This is a genomic window from Streptomyces sp. MGP-P1 (genome assembly GCF_057766565.1).
In genome coordinates this window covers 903,561-915,648 of record NZ_JBYMEM010000005.1, presented here as the reverse complement: position 1 = coordinate 915,648, position 12,088 = coordinate 903,561, and the positions used below count along the sequence as shown (strand labels likewise).

The window sequence follows — 12,088 nt, the reverse complement described above, 5'->3', positions numbered from 1 at the left end:
GACACCTCGTGGTCCCGTTCCGCGGGCGTGCGTGCACAGGGACGTGCACGGACGAGGTCGCACGGGGTCGGTGGAGGCGTCGTGTCAGGCTGCGAGGGCGTACGGGGCCGGAGGCCCGCGCCTGATCACCAGGTGTTGCAGAGGATCCCCGACGGCCGGTACCGGCACGTCGTCGGAGTGACGCGGAACGCGCGGCCCGGCCATGAGCTGCTCGCGCGCCCCGGCCCGCAGGGCGCGGACGAGGGCGAGCGCGGCCCGCAGGGACCGCAGCCGGGCCCCGGCCGCCAGTGCCTGGGCGCTGTGTGCGGAGAGCCGGGCCAGTTGGAAGAGGGCGATCTCGCCGCGTCGCAGCAGCCAGCCGGTGGCGAGCGCGACGAGGACGTGGGCCAGGAACATCGACAGGCTCGGCAGCAGCGCGGAGACCGCGGCGCAGACCTGCGCGATGCCGGAAACGCCGTCCGGGGTCGCCGACGCGGCCGTCCCGACCGCTCCGGCGGCACCGCCGTCCGCGAGATGGCCGGGGGCCCCCGTGAGCGTCGCGGGGTCGATGCCGGCGGACGAGACGATGCGGTGGGCGTCGGTCGCGGTCAGCTGCTCCGGGCCGGCGCCGCAGACGAGACCGGCGGCGAACCGGATGACCGGGTTGTCGCCGCCCGTGGGCGCCGCGGCGGCGGGGGCACCGGCGTGGCTGCCGTACGCGAAGAGCACGTGCAGGAGGATCTGTCCGCCGGCCAGCGCGCCCACGATCGACGGCAGGGAACGTTCCCGTCCGGCGAGGACCGTGGCGACGGCGAGGATGCCGAGGAATCCGGCGAGCAGGGTCCACGCGGGGACGGGCGCTCCGGCGGCGAGCGCGTGTCCGGCCGCGGACAGCACGACGCAGGCCGCGGTGAACACCGCGGCCCTCATGAGCCGCAGACCGGCTCCTGCGTGTGCGAGAGGCGTGGACATGGCCGGGACATCATCGCACTGCGCCCCCCTGTCCCGTACGGCAGGTCCGGAAGATCAGACTCCGTCCCCAACCGTGCTTGTTGAGCCAGTTCGCGGGGGATGTACGGACCGGGGGCGCGCCCCCCAGGTCACCGGACGGACGCCCGGTGACCTGGTGCCGGGCGGGTCCATACACCGGGCGGCCGAATATCCACATCCGCCGAATGAGGGCTTTCCCACCCGATCCGTGCTTACGAAGTGCCGAGGGCGGCAATACGTATCGATACGTCGAGCCGCAGCCAGGAGGCTGAAAGATGAGCATCTGGTGGTCTCTCCATTTGCGGCGCGAAGCTGCGAGCGTCCCGCTCGCCCGTCGTTTTCTGCTCGGCACCATGGAAACCGCAGGGGTGGATCCGGACATCTCCTTCGACCTGTCGGTCGCGCTCAGCGAGGCCTGTGCGAATGCCGTCGAACACGGTGGCGACCGGACGGCTCTCGGGGAGCTGGGGGATTCCGGGTACGGACACCCTGCCGCGGACTCCGGGCAGTACCGGGTCACGGCCTATCTGGACGGCGAGAAATGCCGTATCGAGGTCAGCGACTCGGGGCCGGGCTTTCCCGCCCGCCGCGCGCTTCGCCCAGCCGCGCACGCAGAACAGCATCCGCAGTACACAGAGCACCCGCAGCAGCCACTCCCCTCGCGGGACGCCGAAGCCGAGAGCGGCCGGGGCCTCGACCTCATCCAGCAGCTCTCGGACCACGTCCAGTTCGGCAACCGGCCGGGCCACGGCGCGGTGGTGCGCTTCGACAAGGTCCTGAAATGGCGCGAGGGCGCGCTGCTCACGGTGTAGTGAGCGGCACGCCCTCGCGAGAGGTACGGCGGTGGGTCAGCCCTTCAGCCGAGCCATCCAGGCCTCGACCTCGTCCGCCTGGCGGGGCAGCGTGTCGGAGAGGTTCCGGTTGCCGTCCTCGGTGACGAGGATGTCGTCCTCGATCCGGACGCCGATGCCCCGGTACTCCTCGGGCACGGTCAGGTCGTCGGCCTGGAAGTACAGACCCGGCTCCACGGTCAGGCAGACACCCGGCTCCAGGACGCCGTCGACGTACGCCTCGGTGCGCGCGACGGCGCAGTCGTGGACGTCCATGCCGAGCATGTGGCCCGTGCCGTGCAGGGTCCAGCGGCGCTGGAGGCCGAGCTCCAGGACCTTGTCGACGTCCAGGTCGCCGAGCAGACCCCACGCGACGAGCTTCTCGGCGAGGACGCGCTGCGAGGCGTCGTGGAAGTCGCGGAAGGTGGCACCGGGCTTCACGGCGGCGATGCCCGCCTCCTGGGCCTCGTACACCGCATCGTAGATCTTGCGCTGGAGCGGCGAGAACGTGCCGTTGATCGGCAGGGTGCGCGTCACGTCGGCGGTGTAGAGGTCGTTGGTCTCCACGCCGGCGTCCAGGAGCAGCAGCTCGCCGGCGCGGACGTCACCGTCGTTGCGGACCCAGTGCAGGGTGGTGGCGTGCGGACCGGCGGCGCAGATCGAGGCGTAGCCGATGTCGTTGCCCTCGATGCGGGCGCGCAGGAAGAAGGTGCCCTCGATGAAGCGCTCGCTGGTCGCCTCGGCCTTGTCCAGGCTCTTCACGACGTCCTCGAAGCCGCGCGCGGTGGCGTCGCACGCCTTCTGCAGTTCGGCGATCTCGAAGGCGTCCTTCACCAGGCGGGCCTCGGAGAGGTAGACGCGCAGCTCCTCGTCGCGCTCCGCGGTGACCTTGTCGGTGAGGGCGGCCTCGACGGACGCGTCGTGGCCGCGCACGTTGCGGACCGGGCCGGTGGCCCCGGACAGTACGGCGGTCAGCTCGCGGACGTCCTTCGCGGGGATGTTCAGCAGCTGCTCGGCCTCGGAGAGGGAGTTCCGGCGGCCGACCCACAGCTCGCCCTGGCCGTCGAGCCAGAACTCGCCGTTCTCCCGGTTGGAGCGCGGCAGCAGGTAGAGGGTCGCCTCGTGGCCGCTGCCCGTCGGCTCCAGGACGAGCACGCCGTCCTGAGTCCGGTCACCGGTGAGGTACGCGTATTCGGTGGAGGCGCGGAAGGCGTACTCGGTGTCGTTGGAGCGGGTCTTCAGGTTGCCCGCGGGGATGACCAGGCGCTCGCCGGGGAAGCGGGCGGAGAGCGCGGCCCGTCGGGCGGCGGTGTGCTCGGCCTGGGCGATCGGCTGGAGATGGTGCAGCTCCGTGTCGGCCCAGCCGGACTTCATGTTCTCGGCGAGCTCGTCGGAGACGCCCGGGTACAGGCCGTTCTTCCGCTGCTTGACCGCTTCTGCTTCGTTCTCCTCGGTCTCCTGCTCCGGGTTCTCCGGGATGAGCTCCTCAGACACGATGTGTTTCTCCTTGAGTACGACACTGGACCATCACCCATCGTACGGGCGTGCGGAAGGGGGCCCAGGGCCGAAGGACCTGTTACCGGAGACCGCCGCCGGATCGGTCGAAGGGGCCCGTCGGCGGCCGACGTGGGCGGCCCAGCGACGCCGTCGGCCGGGCGGTGTGGGCGGCCACACGGTGTGGGCCGAACGGCCGACGTGGGGGCGGTCAGCCGACGGGCGGTCAGTCGAAGGGCGGTCAGTCGAAGTGGGCGGCGAGGATCACGACGTCCTCGGCGGAGTCGCTCCGGTCGAGGCCGCCGGGGAGCATCGTCCGCAGGACGTGGTCGGCGACGGCCGCCGGATCGTGCCGGTCCGATCTCGGTACGGAGGCGGCGGCGGAGTGCAGCCGGGCGAAGGCGCGGTCCATGGCGTCCCCGGTGCGGCGCAGCAGCCCGTCCGTGTAGAGCAGCACCGTTTCACCAGGTGCCGGGCTGAACTCCACGCTCGGCGCCTCCCAGCAGGCGAGCATCCCCAGGGGGGCGGAGAGCGTGGTCTCGACGAACTCGCAGCGCCGCTCGCCGAGGACCAGGGGCGGGGTGTGCCCGGCGCCGGCCAGCACCACCTTGCGGGCGGCGGGCTCGCAGTAGGCGAAGAGGGCGGTCGCGGTCCGCGCGGGCTCGGTGAGCCGCAGCAGCAGTTCCAGGTCGGAGAGGACGGCGACGGGGTCCTCGCCCTCCATCACGGCGTACGCCCGCAGACTGGCGCGCAGCCGGCCCATGGCGGCCATGGCGCTCGGTCCGGACCCGCCGACGGAGCCGACGGCGAGCCCGAGCGCGCGGTCGGGCAGCGGCAGCGCGTCGTACCAGTCGCCGCCGCCCCGGGGGCCGGTGCGGTGTCGGGCGGCGAGCTGGACGCCGGGGATCCGGGGCAGCCGGCTGGGGAGCAGCTCCTCGGCGACGGCGGCGACGTCCGCGCGGGCGCGCTCCAGCTCGATGAGGCGGGCCAGGTGCTCGGTGGCGTAGCGCGCGTAGAGGCCGGCGAGGTGTCGTTGCTTCTGTGCGGGTTCGGCCGGTTCGTCGTAGAGCCAGACGGCCGCGCCGAGCCGACCGGCCGCCTCGGAGGCGAGCGGCAGGGCATAGCTGGCGGCGTAGCCGAGCAGGGTGGCGACCTCGCGGTGCCGGGGGCCCAGGTCCTCCTCGCCGAGCAGATCGGGGCTGGTGACCCCGTCGGCGGTGTCCGGCCGCCCGTCGAGGACCCGGCCGAGCGCGGTGGCCGCGCGCGGCACGGTCTCGATGTGGCCGAGCTCGGCGTGGCTGAGCCCGAGACCGAGGGTGGTGGAGGGGCCTTCGCCGTTCGCCGGTTCCAGAACGAGAAGTCCGCGGCGGGCGCCGACGAGGGCGGCTCCGGCGTGCAGCAGCTCGTTCAGGGCGGCGTCGAGTGTGCTGGTCCCTGCCAGCCGCTCGGTGAGTTCGTGCAGGGTCGTGAGGTCCGACACCCAGCCCGCGAGCCGGTCCTGGATGAAGGCTCCCGGAGGTCCCGGGACCTCCGTCAGGGGAGCGGGAGTGTGCGTTGAAACCGAAACCTCTGGATCGATTCCAGCCACTTTCGGCAGGTGTGGGGCGCTCATGGCAGCCAGCTTTCCGACCGGTGTGATTCGTCGAATAGCATCGCAAACCCCCATGTGATTCTGCGCCACTATCAATGCATCCACATGTACACGCACAAGTAACCCGATGTCCAGCATTGTCCGGTCGAGCACCGGGTGATTCCTGCTCTTCCAGTGTCGGTTAACTTGGCCAAAAAATGCACCCTATGGACACTATTTGCGATCGACTGGGGCTGCTCAACAGGGGCACCTCCGGGGTCAAGTCGCCGGAGGAGCGTCATTCCGGGCATGCTGGGTACGTAAACGGTGATGCGCGGGTGCGGTTGTGATCGCCCAGGAACCCGGCAGCGGGTTCAGGCGTCCTTACCCGTGAAGGTGACGCACCCGCCCCGGACGGCGGGGTTCGCACCAGGGACGGCAGGCGAGGCGCATGCCGCCCTCGCCCAGCGATCGCCGGTCCGGCTCGACCCGCTCGGTTCGACCCGCACGACTCTGCCAGGGCAGCACGACTCCGCTCGGTCAGTCCGACCCCTTCGGTCGGTTCGGCCCCGTTCGGTTCGACTCCGCTCGACTCTGCTCGGTTCGGCTCTGCTCCACCCCAGATCGGTTCTATTCGGATCGGTTCCACTCGGCTCGGCTCGGCTCACGCTCGGTATCGGCGGCACGCCCGTACCGCAGAACTGATGAGCACGTACGCACAGCGAAGAGATACGCACGTGGTGTCACCCACGCGTGTGTCATGTGGACTCGGCGTTCAACGGAAAGGAACGAGCGCTCATGCGCGAGATCCTCGGAAGGCGACGCAGGCTCCGGCTCCGGCGCAAGGAGGGGGCCGCCCGGCTCGACGCGGCCCTGACGTGCGCCACCGTATGGCAGTGGCCCGTGCTCCCCGGAGTGGGGACGGCGCAGGCCGGCCCGCGCGGCGAGAGCGGCGGCCTCGGCTGCGCCTGCCCCGAACCCGACTGCGCCGTACCGGGCGCACACCCCTTCGATCCCGGCCTGCTGGCGGCCACCACGGACGAGCGCATGGTGCGCTGGTGGTGGACCCACCGCCCCACGGCCCCCGTGATGCTGGCGACCGGCGGCCGCGCGCCCTGCGCGGTGAGCCTGCCCGCCGTGGCGGGCGCCAGAGCACTCAGCGCCCTCGACGTCCTCGGCATGCGGCTCGGCCCCGTCGTGGCGACGCCCACCCGGTGGTCGCTGCTCGTGGCCCCGTACGGCCTGGAACGGCTCGGCGAGCTGCTGTACGCGAAGGACTGGGTGCCCAGTTCGCTCCGGTTCCACGGTGAGGGCGGCTATCTCGTCCTGCCGCCGTCCCGGACCGGCACGGGTCAGGTCCGTTGGGAGCGGCCCCCCGCGCCGGGGGCGACCTCCGCCGCCGCCCCGGTGTCCCACGGACCGACGAAGGGCGGGGCTCCCACGGTCGCCGCGCCCTGGCTCCCGGATGTGGAAGCGGTCCTGGACGCCCTGGTCGAGGCGAGCACCGGCGCCCCGGGCGGCGGTAGTCGGCTCGCCCACTGACCGGGGCGGGCGGAGACCGCGGCACCCAGGAGGCGTCTCGCTCACCGGTCTTGCTCACGGGTCTCGTTCACGGTGCCCGGCTCACGTGCCTGGCTCACTCGAACGGGTGTGAGCGAGCCGGGCCGGATCACCGACAAACGGGCTCGTGTTCATGCCTGGCTGGTTCCGCTGGTCGCTTTTGCGGATCCCGTCGTTGCTCCGGATGTCGTATCGGGTGTTCCGGCCTCATCCGATGCGAAATCACCTGGCGCCTTGCCAGAAAGCACACGAGCCGGGACGCCTGATGGGCTATCCGGAGAGAAATCATTCGCCCCTTCGCCGCTGTTGCTGAAATCGCCATCGAGAATGAGCGAGGAAGCGGGACCCCTGCCCGAGTTTGATCGTTCGGCCTCTTTTGGCGGTGACGATCACAGGGGCGGCAGGACCGGCAGGGCGGCGGGTGGCACCGGAGGGCGTCGAGGGGCAGACCTGCGTTCTGCCCCGGGGCGGCGAGTCCTGGGCGCGCGTCTCCTACCGGAACGCGACCGGGGAGGAACTCCGTTCCGCGCTCACCCTGATGGAGCCGGGCGGGCGCACCGTGGCGCCGTGCCGCGAGCCGACCGCGCACGACGAGCCGGGCAGCTGCGAGACGCCGCGCGTCCCGCCCTCGGGCGCGCCCCGGGCCGCGACGGCCGTGGCGGAGTCTGTGGAGGCGGAGTCCGTGGGGGCGGACAGGCTCCGACGTGAGGGTTCCGACGTGACGGGTCCAGTGCGCCGGGCGGGTTTCGGAGGCGCCGCGGCCTCCGCACCCGGGGGTGTCACAGGGCGGTCCGCAGCCGGAAACGAAGACGCCCGGTCGCTGGCGACGGGGGATGCACCAGCGACCGGGCTTCTAGAACCGTAACAAGAGATCTGCCGTTCGCAAATTCGATCTCGCCTGTAGGGACGCCGATTTACTTATGAGTACGGCGAGTTGTGACGCGGGTCACCGTCTGGGGCGCCCTGTCATCACTGTCAGCTGAGTGTCACCTGGCGGTTGGTGAGACCGCCCCGGGCGCGGCGTTCCTCGGCGGTGAGCGGGGCGTCGGACGCGAGCGCCGCCGCCAGTCGCTCGGCGAACTCGACGGCGGGCTTCTCGCACGCCTCGGCCCCCATCGAGCTGGGCAGGTCCCAGACGGGGACCACGAGTCCGTGCGCCCGGAACGACCCGACCAGACGGGTGTCGTCGCCGAGCGAGGAGGTGCCGGCGGCGTGCAGCCGGGCGAGCGCGTCGAGGAGCTTCTCCTCGGGGTGCGGCATGACCCAGCGCAGGTGGTTCTTCTCCGGGGTCTCGCACCAGTACGCGGCGTCGACGCCGGACAGCAGCGTCGTCGGGATCGCGGCGGCGTTCGCGCGCTCCAGCGAGGCGGACACCTCCGGCGTGGCGTTCTCCGCGTCCGGAACCCAGAATTCGAACCCGGAGTGCACGTTCGGCTCGAACACGGCGTCCTGGGCGAGGAGGTCCTGGAGGCGCGGGCCGTCGGCCGGCACGCGGCGTGCGGTGACCGGGGAGCCGGGCTCGGTTTCCAGGGCGCGCTGGAGGGTGTCCGCGAGGTCGCGGCTGAGGTCGCCGGAGGAGGTGTCGTTCTGCAGGGCGAGCAGGACGGAACCGTCGTCCCGGCGCAGGGCCGGCCAGGCCATCGGCAGGACCGTCGCGAGCGTCACCGACGGAACCCCCTCGGGCAGCCCGTCCCTGAGGGTCAGTTCGACCGTGGCGGCGGGCACCAGCTCGCGCAGCGCGACCCAGTCGCACTCGCCCGCGAGTCCCTCGAAGGGGCGGTGCACGAGCTCGGTCACGGCCTGGGCGGCGGCGCGTCCGTGACACGCCTTGTAACGGCGGCCCGATCCGCACGGGCAGGGCTCACGGGCCCCGACGACCGGGATCTCACCGTCCTTGAGCTGCTGCTTCCCGGCCTTGGACTGAGGGCGCTTCTTGGCCATGGTGGGCATTCTCCCGATTGCGACAGTGCGGACTCGGCGCGAGCCTAGCCGCCCGGGGAGCCCCGCTCGTCCGCCGTAGGGGCTCGGCCCTCGTCGTCCGGACGCCAGGCCCCTGTCCTTCGTGCGCTTGCCCGTGCATTCGCCCGTGCGCTCAGCCCACGTCGTCGAAGGCCTCGGAGAGGTCCAGCCCCTCGAACCCGGTGAGCCCGCCGATGCCGTCGGCGTCGATGCCATGGGCTCTCGAGCCGTTGGCGCCGGAGCCGTTCGGGGCGGAGCCGTTGCCGCCGATTCCGGGCGGTTTCTTCGAGGAGACCAGGGCCCAGACGGTGACCTCGCCGGATGACCCGTCCCGCACGCCCCATTCCTGGGCCAGGGCGCTGATGATGTTGAGACCCCGACCGCCGCGCGCCGTCACCGAAGGGGTGGCCGGAACCGGGCGGGTCGGGCCGCCGCCGTCCGTGACCTCCACGGTGAGCGCGCCGGCGGTGTCCACCCGCCAGGCGGCGCGGATGTCTCCGTCGCCGACGTCGGTGTGCCACCCCAGGGGCCTGCCGTGCCGGCAGGCGTTGCTGAGGAGTTCGGAAAGGATCAGAACAGCGTCGTCGACGACGGCGTCCGACACCCCGTTGCCGCGCAACTGTTCACGCATCCGGTGTCGTGCCTGCCCCACGCCGGCAGGACCATGAGGAATGGCCATGCTCGACGACGCGGGCACTTCTTGTGCCACCACCAACGCCACCCCCGAGACCTCCTTTGCCCCACGCCACGGGTTGGATGCCCCACTGAGCTGCACCGGAAACCGGCCAATGCACTCGCGGTGACGCACTCGTAACGATCGAACGCGCAGCGAGTGCGCCGGTGCACACCCCGTAAGTGCCGAGGTCGGGGCCCTGGCGGGTCCTCATCCGTACTAAATGCGCCCCAGTTGGGACAGAACCTGCTTGGGGCGGTTGGTGATGATCGCCTCGACGCCGAGTTCGGCACACATGTCGACGTCCGCCGGTTCGTTCACGGTCCACACGTGCACCCGGTGCCCCGCACGGTGCAGCCGTTCGATGTATGCGGGGTGGCTGCGCACGATCCGCATGCCCGGCCCCGCGATCCGGGCCCCGGCGGGCAGCCGCCCGTCGCGCATCCGGGGCGAGATGAACTGCATCAGGTAGACCGTCGGCAGCGTGGGGGCTGCGGCCTGGACACGGTGGAGGGAGCGGGCGGAGAAGCTCATGACGCGGATGGGCGAGAGGCCGTCCGCGGGCGGGTCGGCGAGCCCGAAGCGCTTCAGGAGATGCAGCAGCCGCTCCTCGACCTGCCCGGCCCAGCGGGTGGGATGTTTCGTCTCGATGGCCAGCTGCAGCGGCCGCCCGGCGGCCCGGACCTCGGCGAAGAGCTCCAGGAGCCGTTCCAGGGTGAGTACGGAGGTGAGCTCGCCCGGCACCGGGTCCCAGTCGGGCGACTCCTCGCGGTCCTTCCAGGAGCCGAAGTCGAGGGCGGCGAGGTCGGCGAGCTCCAGCACCGACACGGCGCCGCGCCCGTTGGAAGTACGGTTCACCCGCCGGTCGTGGACGCAGACGAGGTGGCCGTCGGCGGTGAGCCGGACATCGCATTCCAAGGCGTCGGCACCGTCCTCGATCGCCTTGCGGTAGGCGGCGAGGGTGTGCTCGGGGGCGTCGTCGGAGGCTCCGCGGTGGGCGATGACCTGGATGGGGGTGTGCGCGCTGCGCTGCCGTGCGTGGGTCACCCGCGCCATGGTGTCACCGCCGCGGGGAAGGCTGAGCACATGTCACCCTGGAGGTCTGTTTTGTCGGATGTAAAGATTGGTGTGCGGATGCACAGGTCCTGCTTACAGTGGCCCGACGTGTCGTGGGAAAAGCTGACCGCAGACACGTGCACAGCGGATTTCTTGCCGAACGCCGACTGGATGCCGAGTGGAACCGAGGAGTAAAGAGCTGTGAGCACCGAGAACGAGGGCAACGAGGGCAACGCGGTACCGGCCGTGCCGTCCGCACCTCCCGGGCCGGCCGCCACTCCCGAACCGGCGACCGACGGAGTCACGCCGCCGCCCGGCCAGGACCCGGCCCAGGATGTCGCGCACAAGACGGCGCACGATCCCGCGCACGACACCGCGCGCCTTCCCGTGCACGACACCGAAGCAGCGGAGGCGGCCCCCTACGCACCCGGCGCGCAGGCCCCGGCACCGGGGGCATCGACCCCGGGGGCCCCGGCACCGGGTGCCCCGGCGTACGCCGAGGCGCCGCGCCACGACCCCACGCACCAGGGTGCCCCGGCCTCCCCGGGCGCCCCGGCCACGCCCGCGTACGCCCAGGGCCCCCACCCGACGCCATCTCAGCCGCCGCAGCCGCCGCAGCACTCCCCGTACGGAGCGACGCCCGGATACGGAGCGGAGCCCGGGCCCCCCGCGGGCGCCGCGTCCTGGCCGCCGCCTCCGCCCGCCGTCCCGTCGTACGCCGACGGGGGCGTCGGTCACGCGTCCGGCGGTATCGGCGACGGGAGCGGTCACGGCCCGGTCTGGGGCGCTCCGGTTCCGCCCGGCTCCGAGTCCCCGGGCAAGAAGAGCGGCAGGGGCCGCGGGAGCGGTCTGGTGGCGGCCGTGGCCGTCGCGGCCCTCGTCGCGGGCGGCGTCGGCGGAGCCCTCGGCTTCTGGGCGGCCGACCGGAACGACGGCAACGGTGGCGGCTCGACCACCATCTCGGCGTCGGACACCCCGAGGGACCTGAAGCGCCCGGCGGGCACGGTGGCCGGGGTCGCGGCGAAGGCGCTCCCCAGCGTGGTCACCATCGACGCGCAGGGCGGCGAGGGCGAGGGCGGCACGGGCACGGGCTTCGTGTACGACAAGGAAGGCCACATCCTCACCAACAACCACGTGGTGGCGTCCGCCGCGGAGTCGGGCGAACTGTCGGCGACCTTCTCCGACGGCAAGAAGTACGCCGCCGAGGTGGTCGGCCGGGCCCAGGGCTACGACGTGGCCGTACTGAAGCTCAAGAACCCGCCCGCGGGCCTCGCCCCGCTGCCGCTGGGCAACTCGGAGGGCGTCGCGGTCGGCGACTCGACGATCGCGATCGGCGCGCCCTTCGGGCTCTCCAACACGGTCACCACGGGCATCATCAGCGCGAAGAACCGCCCGGTGGCGTCCGGGGACGGCTCCAGCAACAAGAACTCCTACATGAGCGCCCTGCAGACCGACGCCTCGATCAACCCGGGCAACTCCGGCGGCCCGCTGTTGGACGCGACGGGCGCGGTCATCGGCATCAACTCCGCGATCCAGTCGACCGGCGGCGGCCTCGGACAGTCCCAGGCCGGCTCCATCGGTCTCGGCTTCGCGATCCCGATCAACCAGGCCAAGAACGTCGCCGAGCAGCTGATCAAGACCGGCAAGCCGGTCTACCCGGTGATCGGCGCGACGGTCACGATGGAGGAGAAGACGGGCGGCGCGGCCATCTCCGCCGAGGGAGCGGGCGGCACCCCCGCGGTCACCCCGAACGGCCCGGCGGCCAAGGCGGGCCTCAAGGCGGGCGACGTGATCACGAAGTTCAACGACACCGTGATCGACAGCGGCCCGACCCTGATCGGCGAGATCTGGACCCGCAAGCCGGGCGAGAAGGTGACCCTGACGTACGAGCGCGACGGCAAGACGGCCACGGCCGAAGTCACCCTGGGCCAGCGCGAGGGCGACAGCTGACCGGCTAGGCTGTCCCTCGCGTCGAAC

9 protein-coding genes are annotated in these 12,088 nt (G+C 72.0%); 3 read left to right on the top strand and 6 right to left on the bottom strand.

Annotation, left to right across the window (positions count from 1 at the left end; genetic code table 11):
- Window positions 1-84: 84 nt before the first annotated feature.
- A complete protein-coding gene (locus AC3CH1_RS13605) occupies window positions 85-951 on the bottom strand; it encodes a hypothetical protein (protein WP_488463133.1) in 867 nt (288 codons plus the stop codon).
- Between the two features lie 293 nt (window positions 952-1,244).
- Between AC3CH1_RS13605 and AC3CH1_RS13600 the strand changes: the two genes are divergently transcribed.
- Entirely contained in the window at window positions 1,245-1,781 is a 537-nt protein-coding gene (locus AC3CH1_RS13600; RefSeq protein ID WP_488463132.1) for an ATP-binding protein, read from the top strand.
- A 36-nt stretch (window positions 1,782-1,817) separates the two neighbouring features.
- Here the strand turns inward: AC3CH1_RS13600 and AC3CH1_RS13595 are convergent, their stop codons facing one another.
- Together AC3CH1_RS13595 and AC3CH1_RS13590 are read right to left on the bottom strand one after the other, a co-directional pair.
- Window positions 1,818-3,293 carry an aminopeptidase P family protein gene (locus AC3CH1_RS13595; RefSeq protein WP_488463131.1) on the bottom strand — a complete coding sequence of 492 codons (1,476 nt, stop codon included), beginning with the start codon at window positions 3,291-3,293 and terminating at the stop codon, window positions 1,818-1,820.
- Window positions 3,294-3,534: 241 nt separating this feature from the next.
- On the bottom strand, window positions 3,535-5,022 hold the full coding sequence (locus AC3CH1_RS13590) for a PP2C family protein-serine/threonine phosphatase (RefSeq protein ID WP_488463497.1): 1,488 nt from the start codon (window positions 5,020-5,022) through the stop codon (window positions 3,535-3,537).
- A gap of 639 nt (window positions 5,023-5,661) precedes the next feature.
- Here AC3CH1_RS13590 and AC3CH1_RS13585 point away from each other — a divergent pair.
- A complete protein-coding gene (locus AC3CH1_RS13585) occupies window positions 5,662-6,405 on the top strand; it encodes a bifunctional DNA primase/polymerase (RefSeq protein ID WP_488463130.1) in 744 nt (247 codons plus the stop codon).
- A 993-nt stretch (window positions 6,406-7,398) separates the two neighbouring features.
- Here AC3CH1_RS13585 and AC3CH1_RS13580 read toward each other — a convergent pair.
- The 3 genes from AC3CH1_RS13580 to AC3CH1_RS13570 form a co-directional block, all read right to left on the bottom strand.
- Window positions 7,399-8,364 (bottom strand): DUF5926 family protein, encoded by a 966-nt coding sequence (locus AC3CH1_RS13580; RefSeq protein WP_488463129.1) that lies wholly within the window; start codon window positions 8,362-8,364, stop codon window positions 7,399-7,401.
- Window positions 8,365-8,515: 151 nt separating this feature from the next.
- On the bottom strand, window positions 8,516-9,190 hold the full coding sequence (locus AC3CH1_RS13575) for an ATP-binding protein (protein ID WP_488463128.1): 675 nt from the start codon (window positions 9,188-9,190) through the stop codon (window positions 8,516-8,518).
- 84 nt (window positions 9,191-9,274) lie between these two features.
- Window positions 9,275-10,111, bottom strand: coding sequence for a glycerophosphodiester phosphodiesterase (locus AC3CH1_RS13570; RefSeq protein WP_488463496.1), 837 nt, complete (start codon window positions 10,109-10,111; stop codon window positions 9,275-9,277).
- Between the two features lie 201 nt (window positions 10,112-10,312).
- Here AC3CH1_RS13570 and AC3CH1_RS13565 point away from each other — a divergent pair, with 201 nt between their 5' ends.
- Window positions 10,313-12,061 (top strand): S1C family serine protease, encoded by a 1,749-nt coding sequence (locus AC3CH1_RS13565; protein ID WP_488463127.1) that lies wholly within the window; start codon window positions 10,313-10,315, stop codon window positions 12,059-12,061.
- The last annotated feature ends 27 nt before the right edge of the window (window positions 12,062-12,088 follow it).

Excerpts from the sequence above, each read along its gene's own strand:
- AC3CH1_RS13600 (WP_488463132.1), top strand. The coding sequence starts at position 1,245 with ATGAGCATCTGGTGGTCTCTCCATTTGCGGCGCGAAGCTGCGAGCGTC.
- AC3CH1_RS13605 (WP_488463133.1), bottom strand. The coding sequence starts at position 951 with ATGTCCACGCCTCTCGCACACGCAGGAGCCGGTCTGCGGCTCATGAGG.
- AC3CH1_RS13580 (WP_488463129.1), bottom strand. The coding sequence starts at position 8,364 with ATGGCCAAGAAGCGCCCTCAGTCCAAGGCCGGGAAGCAGCAGCTCAAG.
- AC3CH1_RS13585 (WP_488463130.1), top strand. The coding sequence starts at position 5,662 with ATGCGCGAGATCCTCGGAAGGCGACGCAGGCTCCGGCTCCGGCGCAAG.
- AC3CH1_RS13590 (WP_488463497.1), bottom strand. The coding sequence starts at position 5,022 with ATGCTGGACATCGGGTTACTTGTGCGTGTACATGTGGATGCATTGATA.
- AC3CH1_RS13570 (WP_488463496.1), bottom strand. The coding sequence starts at position 10,111 with ATGGCGCGGGTGACCCACGCACGGCAGCGCAGCGCGCACACCCCCATC.